The following is a 17926-nucleotide window of genomic DNA, read 5'->3' on the forward strand; positions in this document are numbered from 1 at the left end:
AGCCTGGTCTCGCAGTTGTTGTTGAAATTCCGTTGATCCGTCTGGCCCGGTGGGCCGTCGCACCATGACTACCGAAATCGTTACGAGCACGCCGGCACCCATCCCTTCCTTCGACGAAGCGATGGCGTTCGTGCGCGAACATGCGGGCGAGGTGCGGCTCTCATCGGGCGAGTTGCTGGCGGAGCATGCGGCGGGTACGGCGTCGATCATGCGCACGCTCAACGTCGATCCGCCGGCTGTGCTGGCGGCGGCCTTGTTCGCGCTGACGCCGCATCTGCAAGACCCGGAGCGCGTGATTGCCGACAACTTCGGCGAAGAAGTCGCGCAACTGGTTGGCGACGTGCGCAAGTTGCTGCGCCTGGGTACGGTGAGCTTGCGCGCGGCGCAGAATGCGATGCCCGAAGCCGGGCGCGATGCACAGGCCGCGCGCCGCGCCCAGGTCGAGGCGCTGCGCAAGATGCTGCTCGCGTTCGCGCAGGACATTCGTGTAGTGCTGATACGGCTCGCGTCGCGCTTGCAATCGCTGCGTTACTACGCGGCGGCGAAAATCACGCCGTCGCCCGACGTCGCGCGTGAGACGCTCGATATTTACGCACCGCTCGCGAACCGTCTCGGCATCTGGCAACTGAAATGGGAGCTCGAGGATCTCGCACTCCGTTTCGAAGAACCGGTCACTTACAAGCGCATCGCCAAGCTGCTCGACGAGAAACGCGTCGAGCGCGAAAGTTATGTTGCGCAGGCGATCGAGCGGCTGCAGCAGGAGTTGGCTGCGGCGAATGTAGAGGCCGAAGTCAGCGGCCGGCCCAAGCATATCTACAGCATCTGGCGCAAGATGCGCGGCAAGGAACTCGACTTCGCCGAACTGTACGACGTGCGCGCGTTTCGCGTGATCGTGCCGGACATCAAGGATTGCTACACGGTGCTCGGCATCGTGCACAACCTGTGGCAGCCGGTGCCGAAAGAGTTCGACGATTACATCTCGCGGCCGAAGCCGAACGGCTATAAATCGCTGCACACGGTCGTGATCGGCGACGACGGCCGCGCGTTCGAAGTGCAGATCCGCACGCAGGAAATGCATCAGTTCGCCGAGTACGGAGTGGCTGCGCACTGGCGCTACAAGGAAGCGGGCACGCGGGGTTACGGCGGCCAGTTCAGCGCCAATGAGAAGTACGACGAGAAGATCGCGTGGTTGCGTCAGCTGCTCGCGTGGAAAGATGACGTTTCGGAAGGCGAGCACGGCGAGAAGCGCGCCGCGCAGCCGTGGGAGCAACTGCGCCAGGCTACGCTCGACGACGACCACATCTACGTGCTTACGCCGCAGGCGCGAGTGATTCCGCTGCCGCACGGCGCAACACCGGTGGACTTCGCCTATCACCTGCATAGCGAGCTGGGGCATCGCTGCCGTGGCGCGCGTGTCGATGGCGCGATGGTGCCGCTCAACACGCCGTTGCAGAACGGTCAGACGGTCGAGATCGTCGCGGTGAAAGAGGGCGGTCCGTCGCGTGACTGGCTTAACCCGCAACTAGGGTATCTGCAGAGCCATCGGGCGCGGCAGAAAGTGCGCGCGTGGTTCAACGCGGTCGAAGTGCAGGAGCACATCGCGAGCGGCCGTGCGATGGTCGAAAAGACCCTGCAGCGCGAGGGCAAGACGTCGGTCAATCTCGATCAGCTCGCCGCCAAGCTAGGCTTCAAGACCACCGACGATCTGTTCTCGGTGGTCGGCAAGGAAGAATTCAGCCTGCGGCTCGTCGAGCAGGCGCTGCACGACGCGCCGCCGCCCGAGCCTGTCGTCGAAGCACCGGAACAGTTCGAGAAGCGCAGTAGCGGCGCGAGCGTTGCCCGCGGGGCTTCCACGGGTGTGCTGGTGGTTGGGGTCGATGCCTTGCTCACGCAACTCGCGCGCTGTTGCCGTCCCGCACCGCCCGACGACATCAGCGGCTTCGTCACGCGCGGCAAGGGCATGTCGATCCACCGCAGCGATTGCCCGACCTTCCTGCGCATGGCCGATCGCGCGCCGGAGCGTGTGTTGCAAACCGCATGGTCGGCCGATGTCATGAGCGGCCGCGGGCAATCGGTCTATCCCGTCGACCTCAGCATTGAGGCAACGGATCGGCAAGGTCTGCTGCGCGATATCTCCGAAGTTTTCGCGCGCGAGAAAGTGAATGTGATTGGAGTGAAAACGCAATCGCGTCGTAACGCCGCATTCATGCAATTCACTGTCGAGGTCTCGAACGCTGCGCAAATTCAGCGCGCGTGTACCTTGCTCGGTGAAGTAACGGGCGTGGTGCGCGCTTCACGCAAGAATTGATGCGCGGGCGCGGCGGCGGGTGCCCGCAGTTGCCAGTAGGCATCGGTTCGACGCGCCCGCGCGCGTGCCCTGTGTGTGAGTAGAAATTTAAAGTCGGTGCATAAAAGTACTTGCCAAGCGGTGTAGGGCTCCATATAATCTCGTTTCTTCAGGCTCGTAGCTCAGCTGGTTAGAGCACCACCTTGACATGGTGGGGGTCGTTGGTTCGAGTCCAATCGAGCCTACCAACGAAAGAGAAATTCCGGTTTTGCCGGGGTTTCGCAAACTGCAGTAAGCGTCTCGGCGCAAAAGGCAAATACGGTTATGGCACCGCGAACGTTGACCGAAACTACTTCGGAGCGACGCTAGTCGAGGACCACTTTCGCCACTGTAGTTAGCAGAAAATGTGAATGCGGCCCCTCGAAAGCGGGGCCGCATTTTTTTTGGGCTTTTTGACCTGGTTGTATGTGCCGCCGCCGGTCGGCACCACGGAGAACGCAATGGTTTCGATACGTCTGCCTGACGGTTCTGTTCGACAGTACGAGCATCCGGTGACCGTCGCCGAAGTGGCCGCCTCGATCGGCCCCGGCCTCGCGAAGGCCGCGCTCGGCGGCAAGATCGACGGTGAGCTCGTCGACACGTCCACGCTGATCGATCGCGACGTGGCGCTTGCCATCGTCACCGAGAAAGACGCCGACGGCCTGGACATCATTCGTCACTCCGCGGCGCACTTGCTCGCGTACGCAGTGAAAGATCTGTATCCGGAAGCGCAAGTCACGATCGGTCCGGTGATCGACAACGGCTTCTACTACGACTTCGCCTACAACCGTCCTTTCACGCCCGAGGATCTCGAAAAGATCGAAAAGCGCATGCAGGAGCTCGCGAAGAAAGACGAGCCGGTCTCGCGCCGCGTGGTGTCGCGCGACGAAGCCGTGGACTACTTCAAGAGCATCGGCGAAAAGTACAAGGCCGAGATCATCGAATCGATTCCCGCCAGCGACGAAATCAAGCTGTACTCGCACGGCAGCTTCACCGATTTGTGCCGCGGCCCGCACGTGCCGTCCACCGGCAAGCTGAAGGTCTTCAAGCTGATGAAGCTCGCGGGCGCCTATTGGCGCGGCGACTCGAAGAACGAACAGTTGCAGCGCATCTACGGTACGGCCTGGACGAAGAAGGAAGACCAGGACGCGTATCTGCACATGCTCGAAGAGGCGGAAAAACGCGATCACCGCAAGCTCGGCAAGCAACTCGATCTGTTTCATATGCAAGACGAGTCGCCGGGCATGGTGTTCTGGCATCCGCGTGGCTGGACGCTGTGGCAGCAGGTCGAGCAGTACATGCGCCGCCGCGTGAATGATGCCGGCTACCTTGAGATCAAGACGCCGATGATCATGGACCGCTCGCTGTGGGAGGCGTCGGGCCACTGGCAGAACTATCGTGAAAACATGTTCACGACGGAATCGGAAAAGCGCGACTACGCGATCAAGCCGATGAATTGCCCGGGTCACGTGCAGGTGTTCAACCACGGTCTGCGCTCGTATCGTGATCTGCCGCTGCGTTACGCGGAGTTCGGCTCGTGCCACCGCAACGAATCGTCGGGCGCGCTGCATGGCCTGATGCGCGTGCGTGGCTTCGTGCAGGACGACGCGCACATTTTCTGTACCGAAGACCAGTTCATCAGTGAATCGATCGCGTTCAACACGCTGGCGATGAGCGTCTATAAAGACTTCGGCTTCGACAATGTCGAGATCAAGCTGTCGTTGCGCCCGGATGCGCGCGCCGGCACGGATGAGACATGGGATCGTGCGGAGCAGGGCCTGCGCGATGCGCTGACGGCCTGCGGCGTGACCTGGGAAGAGTTGCAGGGCGAGGGCGCGTTCTACGGCCCGAAGGTCGAGTACCACATCAAGGACGCGCTCGGCCGCTCGTGGCAGTGCGGCACGTTGCAGCTCGATATGGTGCTGCCGGAGCGCCTCGGCGCCGAATACGTAGCGGAAGACAATAGCCGCCGCCGCCCGATCATGCTGCACCGGGCAATCGTCGGATCAATGGAACGGTTTCTCGGTATTCTGATCGAGCACCATGCTGGTGCAATGCCGTCGTGGCTCGCGCCCATGCAGGTTGTGGTGATGAATATCGCGGAAAGTCAGACCGAATATGCGCAGTCTCTAGCCCAATCGTTGCAAAAACAAGGGGTTAGAGTAGAGGCCGATTTGCGCAACGAGAAGATTAGCTATAAAATACGGGAGCACACGCTGGAAAAGGTGCCGTACCTGCTTGTGGTCGGCGACAAAGAGCGTGAAGCCCAAACGGTAGCCGTGCGTGCCCGTGGTGGTGTTGATATGGGCGTTATGCCTCTCGACACCTTCATTGAGCGTCTGCGCCAGGATGTGCAGTCGTTCAACTGAGCCACTTGGCAGCCCGGCTCGTTTTTTTAATTTTTAGAGGAAACGTAACATCGCTACTGATAAGTCTGCGCACCGCATCAACGGTGAAATTACGGCACCAGAGGTGCGCCTGGTCGGGGTCGAGAACGAACCGCTCGGCATCGTGAAACTCGCTGATGCGTTCCGCATGTCGGAACAGCAAGACGTGGATCTGGTCGAAATCGCTCCGCAAGCGGTTCCGCCGGTTTGCCGCTTGATGGACTACGGCAAGTTCAAGTACTCGGAAGCGAAGAAGCAACACGAGGCCAAGCTGAAGCAGAAAATTGTCCAGGTTAAGGAAGTTAAATTCCGCCCGGGCACCGATGACGGCGATTACAACGTCAAACTGCGCAACCTCATCCGCTTCCTCGACGACGGCGACAAGACGAAAATCACGTTGCGTTTCCGTGGCCGCGAAATGGCTCACCAGGAAATCGGTATGCGCATGCTCGAGCGCCTGCGCACGGACCTCGACGAAGTCGGTCAGGTCGAGCAGATGCCGAAAATGGAAGGGCGCCAGATGATCATGGTGCTCGCTCCGAAGAAAAAGAAGTAAGCGGCTGGAGCAGCGGCGCATCGTGTGGTGCGGGCTCCGGTTGTCAAAGATTGAGCGATGCTGTGCCGGGTGTCCGGTGTGGTATCGGCAGGTTTCGGAACGGCGTGCGTGTCAATGCGCGTTGCTTCCTGAAAAGCGGCCGCCAGCAAGGTCGGCGGTCTGCATACCAAGTGGAATGGGTTTCGAAGGGCGGGTAATGGCCATCTGGCCGACCGCACACCCATATCCATCTAATAATGGAGTTGTCATGCCGAAGATGAAGACCAAGAAGAGTGCTGCAAAGCGCTTCGTGGTGCGTCCGGGCGGTACCGTCAAGCGCGGTCAGGCCTTCAAGCGCCACATTCTTACCAAGAAGACCACCAAGAACAAACGCCATCTGCGCGGTTCCACGTCAGTTCATGAGTCAGATATGAACTCCGTGCGCGCAATGCTGCCGTTCGCTTAACCCTTAACCGACACTCATAGGAGCAAGATATGCCTCGAGTAAAACGTGGGGTTACCGCACGGGCCCGTCACAAGAAGATCATCAAGCTGGCCAAGGGTTACCGCGGCCGTCGCAATAACGTCTATCGCATCGCCAAGCAGGCGGTCATGCGCGCAGGCCAATACGCCTACCGCGATCGCCGCAACAAGAAGCGTGTGTTCCGTGCATTGTGGATCACGCGTATCAACGCGGCGGTGCGTCAGCACGACATGACGTACAGCGTGTTCATCAACGGCCTGAAGAAGGCTTCGATCGAACTCGACCGCAAGGTGCTGGCCGACATGGCTGTGTTCGACAAGGCTGCTTTTGCTGCGATCGTTCAGCAGGTGAAAGCCGCCGTTGCAGCCTGATTGCGCTTTGGGCAATTAAACTGCGTGGTTCGTTGCAGCGAACATCCGGTAGTCTCGGTGACGCTGCAGCAAAAACGGGGCTCCTCACCGAGCCCCGTTTTTGTTGGTAGAACCGGTTTTGCAACGATTGAACACTGACGTTGAAATGATGGGATCAATGGATCTGGACCAGATTGTCGCGGACGCGCAAAAAGCCTTCGCAGAAGCCTCCGACGTCACCACCCTCGAGAACGAGAAAGCGCGCTTTCTTGGTAAATCGGGTGCGCTGACCGAGCTATTGAAGGGCCTTGGCAAACTCGATCCTGAAACGCGCAAGACCGAAGGCGCACGGATCAACCTCGTCAAGCAACAAGTGGAAGCCGCGTTGACGGCCCGCCGTCAGGCGCTGGCCGACGTGTTGCTGAACCAGCGCCTCGCCGCTGAAGCCATCGACGTCACGCTGCCCGGCCGCGGCACCGGCGCAGGCAGCCTGCACCCGGTGATGCGCACATGGGAGCGCGTCGAACAGATTTTCCGGTCGATCGGATTCGACGTGGCCGACGGCCCCGAGATCGAAACCGACTGGTACAACTTCACCTCGCTGAACAGCCCGGAAAACCACCCGGCGCGTTCAATGCAGGACACCTTCTACGTCGACGGCACAGATGCCGACGGCCGCCAGCTGCTGCTGCGCACGCACACCAGCCCGATGCAGGTGCGTTATGCCCGCACCAACACGCCGCCCATCAAGGTGATCGTGCCGGGCCGCACGTATCGTGTGGACAGCGACGCAACGCATTCGCCGATGTTCAACCAGGTCGAAGGCCTGTGGATTGACGAGAACATCAGCTTCGCCGACCTGAAGGGCGTCTACTCCGACTTCCTCAAGAAATTTTTCGAGCGCGACGATATTCAGGTGCGCTTCCGTCCGTCGTACTTTCCGTTCACCGAACCGTCGGCTGAAATCGACATGCTGTTCGAAACGGGCAAGAACGCCGGCAAGTGGCTCGAAATTTCGGGTTCCGGCCAGGTTCACCCCACGGTGATCCGCAACATGGGCCTCGACCCCGAGCGTTACATCGGTTTTGCTTTCGGCAGCGGCCTCGAGCGGCTCACGATGTTGCGTTACGGCGTGCAAGACCTGCGTCTGTTCTTCGAAAACGACCTGCGTTTCCTGCGTCAATTCGCCTGAACTGGCGCGTACGAACGCGACAAGCATAGAGCGCGGCATTGCACGCAGTGCGTGCCGCCAGCAGCGTCCCCGGCAGTGCCCAGTGAATCAAGGGGCCGCCTGCCGGACGTGGACCTAACCTGATCAGAACGACCACAGAACCATGCAATTCCCGGAATCCTGGCTGAGAACCTTTGTCGATCCGCAACTGACGACCGATGAGCTGTCGCACGCGTTGACGATGGCGGGTCTCGAAGTCGAAGACCTGCGGCCGGCCGCGCCGCCGACCTCGAAGATCGTCGTCGGCCAGGTGCTGGAAGTCGTCAAGCACCCGGACGCAGACAAGCTCAACGTGTGTCAGGTCGACGCCGGCACGGGCGCGACGCTGAACATCGTGTGCGGTGCGCCGAATGTCGCACCGGGCATCAAGGTGCCGGTCGCGCTGGTCGGCGCGCAACTGCCGCCGGCCGAAGAGGGCGGCACGCCGTTCGCGATCAAGCTTTCGAAGCTGCGCGGCGTGGAAAGCCAAGGCATGCTGTGCTCGGCACGCGAACTGAAGCTCTCGGAAGATCATAGCGGCCTGATGATCCTGCCGGAAGATACGCCGATCGGCCAGGACATCCGCGAAACGCTCAATCTCGACGACACGGTTTTCGAAATCAAGCTGACGCCGAACAAGGCGGACTGCCTGTCGGTGTTCGGCGTGGCGCGCGAGACGTCGGCCATCACCGGTGCGCCGCTGCGTCCGCTTGAGATCAAGCCGGCCGAAGTCAAGCTCAACGAAACGTTGCCGGTCAAAATTTCGGCGCCCGATCTGTGCGGCCGTTTTTCGGGCCGCGTGATCCGTGGCGTGAATGCGCGCGCGAAGTCGCCGCAATGGATGGTGCAGCGCCTGGAGCGTTCGGGTCAGCGCAGCATCTCCGCGCTCGTCGACATCTCGAACTATGTGATGCTCGAACTGGGCCGTCCGTCGCACGTGTTCGATCTGGACAAGATCCACGGTGGCATGGACGTGCGTTGGGGTCGCAAGGGCGAAACGCTCAAGCTGCTGAACGGCAACACTGTCGAACTCGATGAAACCGTTGGCGTGATCGCCGATGAACAGCACATCGAGAGTCTCGCCGGCATCATGGGCGGCGACAGCACGGCCGTCACGCTCGACACCACCAACATCTATCTCGAAGCCGCGTTCTGGTGGCCCGATAGCATTCGCGGCCGCTCGCGCAAGTACAACTTCTCGACCGATGCAGGCCATCGTTTCGAACGAGGCGTTGATTACGCGACTACCGTCGAACACATCGAACGCATCACGCAATTGATCCTCGATATCTGCGGCGGCGAAGCCGGCCCGGTCGACGATCAAACCGTCAACGTGCCCAAGCGTGAGCCGGTGAAGATGCGTGTCTCGCGCGCGAACCGCATCATAGGCATCAAGATCGACGCGGATGAAATCGCGCAGATCTTCACGCGCCTCGGCCTCAGCTTCGAACGCGACGGCGATACGTTCTCGGTGAACCCGCCGTCGTACCGTTTCGACATCGAAATCGAAGAAGACCTGATCGAAGAAGTCGCGCGTATCTACGGCTTCGAAAAGATCCCCGCGCGTCCGCCGGTCGCGACCAGCGAAATGCTGCCGACCAACGAAACGCAGCGCTCGATTCACGTGATCCGTCACGCGCTCGCCGCGCGTGATTACGCGGAGACGGTTAACTTCAGCTTTGTGGATGCCGAGTGGGAGTCGGACTTCGCCGGCAACGACAAGCCTGTTCGTCTGTTGAATCCGATTGCGAGCCAGCTATCGGTCATGCGCACCACGCTGTTCGGCAGCCTGATCAACGTTCTGCGCACGAACCTGAACCGTCGCGCGGCCGATCGCGTGCGCGTGTTCGAAGCCGGCCGCGTGTTCCTGCACGACCCATCGATCAAGGCAGGCGAATTGACGGTCGAAGGTTTCGCGCAGCCGAAGATGATCGGCGGCCTCGCCTATGGTCCCGCGCTCGAGGAGCAGTGGGGCGCGCAAACGCGCGCGGTCGACTACTTCGACGTGAAGGGCGATCTGGAAGCCGTGCTCGCGCCGGCCGTGGCAAGCTTCGTGAAAGCGGAGCATCCGGCCTTGCATCCGGGCCGCAGCGCGCGTATTGAACTGAATGGCCGCGCAGTGGGCTGGATTGGCGAATTGCATCCGCGCTGGATGCAAAAATATGATTTACCGCATGCCCCGATTCTGTTTGAAATCGAAGCGGAAGCATTAATGCAGCGCGTATTGCCGACTCCGGCGGAAGTATCTAAATTCCCGCCGGTGCGTCGTGATATTGCGGTGGTCGTCGATCAGAAAATCGAGGTTCAGGCGCTGTTGGACGAGCTTCAGAAGGCTCAGTCCGAAGCGGCATGCAAGACTGTTCAGAAGGTTGCACTTTTCGACGAATTCCGTCCAAAATCAAACACTTCCGGTGGTCTGGCTGCTCATGAGAAAAGCCTTGCGTTCCGTGTGACCTTGCAAGATACTGGCGGGACCCTTCAGGATGAAACGGTCGATCTGGCTATTCAAACTCTGGTGGAACGTCTGGCTCGAGTATATGGCGCACGGTTGCGTGGATAACCCGCATTTAACATTTGCACGGCATTTTTTCGCAACCTCCGTTTCTGCTTGGCGCGCCATTTGATAGATATGAATGAAATGAACTCGAGTGATTTCGAAGCCCTTCTTACGGCGCAACGCAGCGCCATGATTCGCGAAATTCCGACATCACCCGCGGCCGTTTCCACCGAAACGCCGACGCTGACCAAGGCTGAACTTGCCGAGTTGCTGTTCGACAATGTCGGGCTCAACAAGCGGGAAGCGAAAGACATGGTCGAAGCGTTCTTCGAGGTGATCCGTGATGCGCTGGAGAGTGGCGATAGCGTGAAGCTGTCGGGGTTCGGCAACTTCCAGTTGCGCGACAAACCCCAGCGTCCCGGCAGAAACCCGAAGACCGGCGAGGCGATTCCGATCGCCGCGCGCCGCGTTGTGACGTTCCATGCAAGTCAAAAGCTGAAAGCGCTGGTTGAGAACGGCGCTGAAGCGAGCTTCGCGCGCTGATTGACGGGCGCATCCCTGCGCAACCCACCACGACGGCTAACTGACGATGACAGCGACGATCGAAAAAGTCGTCTTGCCTCCGATTCCGGCGAAGCGCTACTTCACGATTGGTGAGGTGAGCGAACTATGCGGCGTGAAACCGCATGTGCTGCGCTATTGGGAACAGGAGTTCACGCAGTTGCGGCCGGTCAAGCGGCGCGGCAATCGCCGGTACTACCAGCATCACGAGGTGCTGTTGATCCGGCGGATTCGTGAGTTGTTGTATGAGCAGGGCTTCACGATCAACGGGGCGCGCAATCGGCTTGATTCACCCGGTTGTGGTGCGCATGGTGCGCCGACTGACGTGGTCGAGGAAGGCGAGGGCGCAGCAGCGCCGGCAGCAACAACGGCTGCGGTGGACGTCGAGCAGTTGCGCAAGGAATTGCTGCATGTGATCGATTTGTTAGGGCACTAGTTTGCTTTGTTAGCGCAGGGCGGTTCTAATCGCTCGAAGTGTCTGTTATAATTTTCAGCTGTTCGGGGCGTAGCGCAGCCTGGTAGCGTACCTGCATGGGGTGCAGGTGGTCGGAGGTTCAAATCCTCTCGCCCCGACCAATAGATATAAGGCTCTCACGGCTTCGGCTTTGAGGGCCTTTTTCTTTTCTGCTGGCAATCCACGGAATGTGCCCAACAATGTGCCCAACGGATTGGCGGGCTGGGAGATGGGAGTGCACGTCGTTGCAGTCGCAATCAATTGCACCAGCCGATCATCATGCGGAGGGGGGGCGATGAGTCACGGCCACCGCGTCCGCATTGCATTTAAAACGCTCGCCAGTTGTGATCCGGCTTCAATGCTGTAATCGTCAATAAGTTGACCAAGCGCGACCGTTGGGTAAGTTCTTCCGCTTCCTTTTTCCCAGCGTTCATACTTAATCGATCTATAGTCGCCGAAGCCACGACCCATGAACGACCGGACGACGGTCGGGCGTGGTCGATCCTTCTTTGCCGGATGGCCTGCACACTCGTTCCTGAGATCGCGAAGGACTTGCCACGCGGTCAGGTGCTTGGCGGTAAAGGCCTGCTTAAGGACGACTCTTGATAGCTCTGCGATGGCGTCTTGCTGGATGATCACCGCCTGAAGAACACCCCAGAATTCCAAGTAGGCCTGCAGCGGTTCGTCAAGGGGGAAACCCCGTACGCGGTGCGCCAGAAGACACTCTGTCGAGTCCTGTAGCAGATACATACTGGTGTAATAAGCGGCATAGTCATCCTCACTCCCCGATGCGTAGAAGAAGGCTTGGCAGGCGCTACTCGCATGAAAGTAGTCGTATATTTCGTTGCGGCGCTGCGCGATAGTTTTCATTTTTCGTCTTCCGGTAGCAGGTGTTCTGGATGCGCCGCATCATAAAGCGAAGGCGATTCCGCAATCTGGCTCAACAGGAACGCCGTGAGCAATCCTATACCACCACGCACAAGCATGATCGTCGGCAGTGCAATTGATCGCATTCATGCTGTGCCGGGAAGGGAAGTCGTCGAGCGGCTCGGTGGTATGTATCCGCCACTTTGCTACCCCCTGACACTCCCGTTGCGTTGTGGATGGCTTGCCACACCGTTCCGCTATTCAGCGCGTCGCGCTTTCACAGCTATATCGCGTTGTCATCAGGAGGTGAGGCGGACTATGCCGGAATAAAAGCATAGGCGGGAGACAAGTTAACCCGATGCGCTCGACTCTTGGCTTGACATAGATAGACTCACTAATATATAAATAGTTATCCGTACCAATGGAGTGGTGGGGCAGAAGTTAGTCCCGACGGATCGCCTGCAATGGGCGATACAGGCACTCCGGCGTACGGACATTTCCCTTCGAATGTCCTCGCCGAAGCAATGAACCGGCGAGATGCGCGTGTGCGCCTCGTCTAACTGAGGAATTGCATATGGCCGTTACATTCGTCAAAAAACACCAAAGCACCCCATCCACAACCCCATCGGCGGGGCGCGGTCACACTCGGGCTAAAGCGCCGGAAATCAGTCTTGACCAGCCGGGACGATTGCGGGTTGCGCATCTATTGGCGCTCTTCGGAATCTCTCATGCCACGCTCTATGCCGGGATACAGTCCGGGCGCTACCCGAAGCGCGACGGGTTGGACGGAAGACTTCCCTACTGGAAGACGGAGACAATCCGCGAGTTTCTTCGTTCGTAAGCGTAACGCGCTCAACCGAGGGGGCGCTCATTGGCTCGTGAGGTCAAGAGCAACCCCACCACAGCAGCTTGATTGCCGTTGCGCTTGCAGTCGAACGCTTCCGCTTCTCATTGAACCGAAACGGGACCAAGGCTCCTGCTAATGACAAGAGAGTAGCCGGAAAAAGTTGCGTGAAAAATGCCAACGGAGTGGCTTGAAATGATGGAATTTCTCCCAACAAGACTGGATCGCACGATCATACAGAGGTCGCTTTCAAAGCAGACCTATATTGATGTGCTGGCCCCCTTCAAATCGCTATGCGGAAGCTATCTGACAAAGGCTGACTTTTGGTCCAACAAGAACATGCAGGGGGCCGACGGATGGTTCCTCGAGGACGCGATACGTGTCGAGTTGAGGTCGTGTTACAGCAAATACTTCGTCCGGTACACGCTTTTCCCCGCACGATTGACCACGCCCGCGTTCGAGGCGTTCGTTGCGAAAACCATCGCACTCGGGTCGGCTGGATACTCGAACGCGCTTGCGCACGGATACTTGCGCGAATTCGAAATTGCCGTGGACTTTCCGGACAGACACACAAAGGACTACTTATTCCATCGTCATGGAGTTCGCTCCGGCAAGCATATAAAGGGAAACCAACAAATCGCCGGAACCCATTATCAAGGCTCGTTAAGCTCCGCTCTACAAACGTATGCATACAACAAGGCGGAACAGATGGCCGAGGTGGGACAGGTCTGCGCATTCGAAAACCTGATGCGTATCGAAGCGAGATTCAGGAAGAGGACCGTCAAGCTCGGCGAGCTGGCGAACTTGGAGAATCCATTTTGCAAGCTTGTCGTATGTTCGATGCAGGACCTCTACCAGACCGTCCATCCTGAACCTGCAATATGGAAATCGTTTCTAGCGAAGGCGACAGTGCTGGGTGTTCCAGCCGCAATGGCTAGTTTTTCGCCGAAATATCGGCAACAGTTTCGCGCCATTCTCAAACAGCGTGGAGCGCCATGGTGGAAACCGATGGCGTTGATGAAAGGCTTTCCCGAACGGGCGGCGGAGCAGTTGCGACTGGATCTGTGCAATTGATTGCAACCAGCACAGCCTCCCGGCAGAGCGAACCATCTCAGTCCCATTCCGAACCTATCCTGTTCACGACAGGGGATGTACTAGCTCTTGAGTGAAGCGGCGTCGCGAGGCGGCTTAGGTTTGAATGAACTCTTCCGGGCATGCTTCATGGATGTGTCTGGAGCAGCGCGTCGAACAATTCATTTGTCCACGTCCGTCGCTCCTCGACAAACCGGCGCTGTGATTCAGAGCCCCATGACCTCAGGTCTTCAATGATCTCAGCCATAGTGAGAACATCAAAGAATCCCTTTTCAGTTACGGCCGCTTTGCGTCCTTCTGGCGTGGCATCGCCCCAGATCAGGATCGCACCGTCAATATAGATCTCCTTTCCGTGTACGAACACCTGCTGCGCGGGCGAGTTGGCGGCAGCGTCCAGCAATGCAAAGAACGCTGCTTTGTTGTGGTGATCTAGCTGCTTAACATCGGTCAGGATGAGGTATTTGTAATTTTCGTACTCAATCTCGCATTTGAGCTCAGCGACGTAAGATTTGCCGGTGGCCTTGTCGCGCAAGGTGAAGTCAAGGGTGGAACCCGACTTCTCTCCCCGCTTCCTGAGTGTCGGTCGCCCCAAGTCCTCATAGGGGCAGCGTGGATCGCTAGCCCAGAGACGGACTAGCTCCTCCGAAAAGATTCCAAAGACGCGGGACAAGTATTTTCCCCTCGCCATCGGGGCATCCGGTCTTCGAAATGTCGAGAGGAAGTGATCGCTCATGGTTTCCCTACGGTACCCGGACTCTGCAATTGGTTGCAGCCGCGACTTCTGTAACCATTTGACGAACCGCGTCTGGGGCGTCAAACATTTCACTCAATTATTTGACGAACCTGCAATAACCTCGATTCGCCAGCTGTTCGGGAACGACGATTCTAGAGGCCAAACAAGAGAACTGGGACCAAAAAAACGGCGGTTTCGCTCGGCTCGCGAGCCCTACGTGCCGATCGCCGGTCAACACCACAATCGGCTCGCGGTTAAAAAACGGTAGCATCGAACATGACGAACAAGAGGTGTAACTCTAGCGATGAGCCGTTCACCGAACTCGATGGCCTCGATCCGCGCAAGTTCACGGACGACATTCTGGATGAAAGCCCGGAACCGACCGACGACGAGGTCTTCGAAGGCATCTACCAGTCGGGTCTCGGTCTGCGGGACGGACAACCCTGCCTACCCGGACTGGCTCGCGTGGCTCACGAAGAACCACCCCGACGATCCTGCCACGTAAGCAACGCAGGAATCGGCGGCAAGGGTCGATGGACCTTGCAATCAATTGCACGATGCCACGATGCAATCCTGACAGGCTCATTGATTCGGATGCACGTGTGTGCGGTGGCCTCCGATGCGTCGATCGGCGCGTAGGCCGGATGCCGGATCACGTACTCCTTGTGACCGGACGTGTTGCCCCTTTCTTCTATCGTTGGGTGTTCCACCTTGCGTGCCATCCTAATCGTCCCCTTCCTCGCAGAGTTCATTGATTTCGGCTGCGGCGTCGCCGACCCGGTACGCAATGATGACCCTATCGTTGTACGCGGCAAATCTTGACAGCCGTGCCTGGTCCGACCGGTCCCGGTAGCTCACATAGCCACACAGCGCCTTGGCCGTCGCATGCGCCGATACGATCGTCGCGGTGCCGAGCGAGACCTCGGAGTCGTAGTTCAGCAGTCGCAGCGCGTCGTGCCGCGACACCGGGCATTCAGTCGTGCCATAGCCGCCGCACTCACCCGCCTGCGCGAACGTGCAGCCCAGCGCGAGACCAATCGTTAAGCCGATTTTAAGTAGCTTTTTCATTTTCGTTTATCCGATATGAGGCAGCAGCGCCAGCACACGTTCTACCTGCACCGCGACAAGGCGCTGCCCCATCGTGAACGGCAAATATCAACCCTTCGTCGCCAGAACGACGAACGCGTGATCTCTTTGCGAGGTCACGCCCGCCGCGACGAGCTGATTTCCGGACACCACGGCTTCAAAATTCAGTGAACTGCCGGAACCGAGCAAGCATGAACTGCTATTGAATGTCACCTTGCCATCAAGCACATGCTTTCCGGTTGACCGGGGCGCAACGGAGCCGCTGAAAGTGCAGGTCCCATTGGCACCGGTGAACGTGCCATCCGCCGCGACAGTCAAGCTCACCGGAACGCTCGACGCCTCAGTCTGACCGGTCCATGTTCCTTGCGCTTCAGACAGCGTTGCAGGCGAGTCGTACAACGAGTTGTAGTCCCCGTTGAATGTCACGCTGGTCGTGCCCTGCGGGAACGGCGATGAAAGAGATTGAGCAGCCGCAACCGTGCCGGACAGGGATTTCTTGGCAGTGAAGGATCCGGATGTGGTCGCCGCAACGGGCACATCCGACGAGGGATAGGCCACCGCCGCCGAGTCGGAAAAATTGCCTCCGCTCGCGGTCATGACCCCTTCAACAAGGCCCACGCCACTTGTCGATGTGGGCACGATGAAATACTGACCGTTCTCCAGAACGAGGGTTGATACTGCAAGCCCGGTGCTTGTCCCACCTCCCCAAATACCCTCGGGAATGACCGTGGACGCTTTGGGCGCAGGCGTACAGGCAACCCACCCTGCACTTGTCGCTTGCATACATGGTCCGTCACCGCCGCCGCCACCGCACGCCGCGACAATAGGAAGCGTCAACATGGCGACCTTAGTTCTGATTTTCATAACTACCCCCGGTGGATATTGTGTTTATTGATATTCTCAACGCGCTCATACGCGCGCCCCGGCCAGCGTTGACGGTGATTCTGCTTCTCGAACATGTGTCCGTTGGTCAGGCGAGGCGGAGCACGCATGAAGCGCGCCAGGTAGATAAGAGCCTGAGAAAGCGCTGGGCAAGTGCAGTGGTGCGTCGTGATGGGATCTTTTACCGGTCACGGATGATTCAGGGTTGGAACAGTTTTTCTGGGAGATTATGGTCCGCGCGCGACTCCGCTCAGCGCAACAGCACATTCGCGACTAAATCCCTTGCTGCCCAAACTGTCTCAGTCCTGAGACGGTTACTTCAAAGGAATAGGTCTTGAGTAGATGACGGCAGCACCGATGTTGCCCCCACGATGATGCAACCCCGAGACATCGCCGCGAATTGTGATGCAAGCCCATGACATGTTGCAAAACTGAAAACAAGGGCAGTCGTCGGAGGCATTGATCTCCACACCTAGCCGGACATTGCAATCAATTGCACAGATGCATATTTCCCACTACCGGGAGTCGACCGTCCCTAAGCGAACCGAGATCGCACTGACATTCGCGCAATTGATTGCAGGAGCGGCTATCCACGAGATGGACGCCACGCTCATAACTTGCTATACGTTATTGCGTACGGCGTGACCGCGACAAAAAATACGCACGGGGGAACGATGAGGTACGACATCATCGGTGACATTCACGGGCAGGCTGAAAAGCTGCTCGCGCTGTTGCAGCGACTCGGCTACCGGGAGCAGTCCGGCGCATGGAGGCATCCGGAGCGTACGGCGATATTCGTGGGCGACTTCATCGATCGCGGTCCGCACCAGCTTGAAACCCTGAATATCGTTCGCCCAATGGTCGATGCCGGAAGTGCGATGGCGGTCATGGGCAATCACGAATTCAATGCAATTGCTTGGTATCTGCGCGATCCCGATCAGGATGACGAATATCTGCGCCCCAGAAAGGGCGAGGTGGGCGGGAAAAACAGGCACCAGCACGCGGCGTTCCTCGCCGAAGTCGAGCACAAGCCTGATCTGCACGGTGAGACCATTGACTGGTTCCTCGCCCTGCCGCTGTGGCTCGAATTGCCTGAACTGCGGGTGATTCATGCCTGCTGGCATCCGGGTTGTATGGCGGAGCTTGAAACACGCTTAAAGCCGGGACACCTGCTGGATGACGCAATGATGGTCAAAGCCAGTCGCACGGGCACGGTTGAATACCGCATGATCGAGACGCTCTTGAAGGGCGTGGAGGTCCGGCTTCCTGCTAGCGCTTCGTTCATAGACAAGTCGGGCATCACCCGACATGAGGCGCGCACACGCTGGTGGGACGGCGCGGCGACAACCTACCGGCAGGCAGCGCTCGTACCCGCTGAGACCAGAGCCCAACTTCCCGATACCGAGATACCTGAGGGCGCGAGGATCGGTTATACCGGCGACAAACCGGTATTCATCGGTCACTACTGGATGACCGGCAGCCCCGATATCCAGTCGCCTACGGTCGCTTGCGTTGACTACAGCGCCGGTAAGGATGGTCCGCTTGTAGCCTACCGTTGGAGCGGCGAGTCGGTGTTGTCCTCCCACAATTTTGTTTTGTCCCAGTAGTCGAGGTGTCT

General features: G+C 58.7%; 16 protein-coding genes and 2 tRNA genes. 14 read left to right on the forward strand and 4 right to left on the reverse strand.

What is annotated here, in order from left to right; all coding sequences use genetic code 11:
• The first annotated feature begins 64 nt into the window (after positions 1–64).
• The 11 genes from GNZ12_RS07900 to GNZ12_RS07950 all read left to right on the forward strand — a co-directional run bounded on the left by GNZ12_RS07900 (position 65) and on the right by GNZ12_RS07950 (position 10926).
• A complete protein-coding gene (locus GNZ12_RS07900) occupies positions 65–2308 on the forward strand; it encodes a RelA/SpoT family protein (protein WP_172309807.1) in 2244 nt (747 codons plus the stop codon).
• A 150-nt stretch (positions 2309–2458) separates the two neighbouring features.
• Positions 2459–2535: transfer RNA gene (locus GNZ12_RS07905), tRNA-Val, on the forward strand.
• Between the two features lie 252 nt (positions 2536–2787).
• Positions 2788–4695 carry a threonine--tRNA ligase gene (thrS, locus tag GNZ12_RS07910; RefSeq protein WP_172309808.1) on the forward strand — a complete coding sequence of 636 codons (1908 nt, stop codon included), beginning with the start codon at positions 2788–2790 and terminating at the stop codon, positions 4693–4695.
• 49 nt (positions 4696–4744) lie between these two features.
• Positions 4745–5269, forward strand: coding sequence for a translation initiation factor IF-3 (gene infC, locus GNZ12_RS07915; RefSeq protein WP_074263967.1), 525 nt, complete (start codon positions 4745–4747; stop codon positions 5267–5269).
• 247 nt (positions 5270–5516) lie between these two features.
• Positions 5517–5714, forward strand: a complete 198-nt coding sequence (gene rpmI / locus GNZ12_RS07920; RefSeq protein WP_074282768.1) for a 50S ribosomal protein L35 — start codon at positions 5517–5519, stop codon at positions 5712–5714.
• Positions 5715–5743: 29 nt separating this feature from the next.
• Positions 5744–6103 (forward strand): 50S ribosomal protein L20, encoded by a 360-nt coding sequence (rplT, locus tag GNZ12_RS07925; protein WP_006052502.1) that lies wholly within the window; start codon positions 5744–5746, stop codon positions 6101–6103.
• A gap of 157 nt (positions 6104–6260) precedes the next feature.
• Positions 6261–7274: a phenylalanine--tRNA ligase subunit alpha gene (pheS, locus tag GNZ12_RS07930; protein ID WP_172309809.1), complete on the forward strand. Its 1014-nt coding sequence runs from the start codon at positions 6261–6263 to the stop codon at positions 7272–7274.
• A gap of 142 nt (positions 7275–7416) precedes the next feature.
• On the forward strand, positions 7417–9852 hold the full coding sequence (gene pheT / locus GNZ12_RS07935; RefSeq protein WP_172309810.1) for a phenylalanine--tRNA ligase subunit beta: 2436 nt from the start codon (positions 7417–7419) through the stop codon (positions 9850–9852).
• 69 nt (positions 9853–9921) lie between these two features.
• Positions 9922–10332, forward strand: coding sequence for an integration host factor subunit alpha (locus GNZ12_RS07940; protein WP_063496729.1), 411 nt, complete (start codon positions 9922–9924; stop codon positions 10330–10332).
• 46 nt (positions 10333–10378) lie between these two features.
• On the forward strand, positions 10379–10786 hold the full coding sequence (locus GNZ12_RS07945; RefSeq protein WP_172309811.1) for a MerR family transcriptional regulator: 408 nt from the start codon (positions 10379–10381) through the stop codon (positions 10784–10786).
• Positions 10787–10849: 63 nt separating this feature from the next.
• Positions 10850–10926, forward strand: a tRNA-Pro gene (locus tag GNZ12_RS07950).
• 178 nt (positions 10927–11104) lie between these two features.
• On the opposite strand, the gene GNZ12_RS07955 is transcribed toward GNZ12_RS07950, so the two are convergent.
• Positions 11105–11674 (reverse strand): hypothetical protein, encoded by a 570-nt coding sequence (locus GNZ12_RS07955; RefSeq protein WP_172309812.1) that lies wholly within the window; start codon positions 11672–11674, stop codon positions 11105–11107.
• Between the two features lie 1036 nt (positions 11675–12710).
• Here GNZ12_RS07955 and GNZ12_RS07960 point away from each other — a divergent pair.
• The gene (locus GNZ12_RS07960; RefSeq protein WP_172309813.1) at positions 12711–13589 is read left to right on the forward strand and encodes a hypothetical protein; all 879 of its coding nucleotides are present in this window, start codon (positions 12711–12713) and stop codon (positions 13587–13589) included.
• 145 nt (positions 13590–13734) lie between these two features.
• On the opposite strand, the gene GNZ12_RS07965 is transcribed toward GNZ12_RS07960, so the two are convergent.
• Complete coding sequence (locus tag GNZ12_RS07965; protein WP_172309814.1) at positions 13735–14340, reverse strand: hypothetical protein; 606 nt, start codon at positions 14338–14340, stop codon at positions 13735–13737.
• 276 nt (positions 14341–14616) lie between these two features.
• Here GNZ12_RS07965 and GNZ12_RS07970 point away from each other — a divergent pair, with 276 nt between their 5' ends.
• Complete coding sequence (locus GNZ12_RS07970) at positions 14617–14979, forward strand: hypothetical protein (RefSeq protein WP_172309815.1); 363 nt, start codon at positions 14617–14619, stop codon at positions 14977–14979.
• An 84-nt stretch (positions 14980–15063) separates the two neighbouring features.
• Here GNZ12_RS07970 and GNZ12_RS07975 read toward each other — a convergent pair whose 3' ends face one another.
• Both GNZ12_RS07975 and GNZ12_RS07980 read right to left on the reverse strand, forming a co-directional pair.
• Positions 15064–15408 carry a hypothetical protein gene (locus GNZ12_RS07975; RefSeq protein WP_172309816.1) on the reverse strand — a complete coding sequence of 115 codons (345 nt, stop codon included), beginning with the start codon at positions 15406–15408 and terminating at the stop codon, positions 15064–15066.
• Between the two features lie 87 nt (positions 15409–15495).
• Positions 15496–16290, reverse strand: a complete 795-nt coding sequence (locus GNZ12_RS07980) for a hypothetical protein (protein ID WP_172309817.1) — start codon at positions 16288–16290, stop codon at positions 15496–15498.
• Positions 16291–16982: 692 nt separating this feature from the next.
• Between GNZ12_RS07980 and GNZ12_RS07985 the strand changes: the two genes are divergently transcribed.
• Positions 16983–17915 (forward strand): metallophosphoesterase, encoded by a 933-nt coding sequence (locus tag GNZ12_RS07985; protein WP_172309818.1) that lies wholly within the window; start codon positions 16983–16985, stop codon positions 17913–17915.
• The last annotated feature ends 11 nt before the right edge of the window (positions 17916–17926 follow it).

This window comes from Paraburkholderia solitsugae, assembly GCF_013177695.1.
GTDB classification, from domain to species: domain Bacteria; phylum Pseudomonadota; class Gammaproteobacteria; order Burkholderiales; family Burkholderiaceae; genus Paraburkholderia; species Paraburkholderia solitsugae.

What these genes read in the sequence shown, in the direction of transcription:
- GNZ12_RS07960 (WP_172309813.1), top strand. Translation starts at nt 12,711, where the DNA reads ATGATGGAATTTCTCCCAACAAGACTGGATCGCACGATCATACAGAGG.
- GNZ12_RS07955 (WP_172309812.1), bottom strand. Translation starts at nt 11,674, where the DNA reads ATGAAAACTATCGCGCAGCGCCGCAACGAAATATACGACTACTTTCAT.
- GNZ12_RS07900 (WP_172309807.1), top strand. Translation starts at nt 65, where the DNA reads ATGACTACCGAAATCGTTACGAGCACGCCGGCACCCATCCCTTCCTTC.
- pheT (WP_172309810.1), top strand. Translation starts at nt 7,417, where the DNA reads ATGCAATTCCCGGAATCCTGGCTGAGAACCTTTGTCGATCCGCAACTG.
- pheS (WP_172309809.1), top strand. Translation starts at nt 6,261, where the DNA reads ATGGATCTGGACCAGATTGTCGCGGACGCGCAAAAAGCCTTCGCAGAA.
- rpmI (WP_074282768.1), top strand. Translation starts at nt 5,517, where the DNA reads ATGCCGAAGATGAAGACCAAGAAGAGTGCTGCAAAGCGCTTCGTGGTG.
- GNZ12_RS07985 (WP_172309818.1), top strand. Translation starts at nt 16,983, where the DNA reads ATGAGGTACGACATCATCGGTGACATTCACGGGCAGGCTGAAAAGCTG.
- GNZ12_RS07940 (WP_063496729.1), top strand. Translation starts at nt 9,922, where the DNA reads ATGAATGAAATGAACTCGAGTGATTTCGAAGCCCTTCTTACGGCGCAA.
- GNZ12_RS07965 (WP_172309814.1), bottom strand. Translation starts at nt 14,340, where the DNA reads ATGAGCGATCACTTCCTCTCGACATTTCGAAGACCGGATGCCCCGATG.
- GNZ12_RS07975 (WP_172309816.1), bottom strand. Translation starts at nt 15,408, where the DNA reads ATGAAAAAGCTACTTAAAATCGGCTTAACGATTGGTCTCGCGCTGGGC.
- GNZ12_RS07970 (WP_172309815.1), top strand. Translation starts at nt 14,617, where the DNA reads ATGACGAACAAGAGGTGTAACTCTAGCGATGAGCCGTTCACCGAACTC.
- rplT (WP_006052502.1), top strand. Translation starts at nt 5,744, where the DNA reads ATGCCTCGAGTAAAACGTGGGGTTACCGCACGGGCCCGTCACAAGAAG.
- thrS (WP_172309808.1), top strand. Translation starts at nt 2,788, where the DNA reads ATGGTTTCGATACGTCTGCCTGACGGTTCTGTTCGACAGTACGAGCAT.
- GNZ12_RS07945 (WP_172309811.1), top strand. Translation starts at nt 10,379, where the DNA reads ATGACAGCGACGATCGAAAAAGTCGTCTTGCCTCCGATTCCGGCGAAG.
- GNZ12_RS07980 (WP_172309817.1), bottom strand. Translation starts at nt 16,290, where the DNA reads ATGAAAATCAGAACTAAGGTCGCCATGTTGACGCTTCCTATTGTCGCG.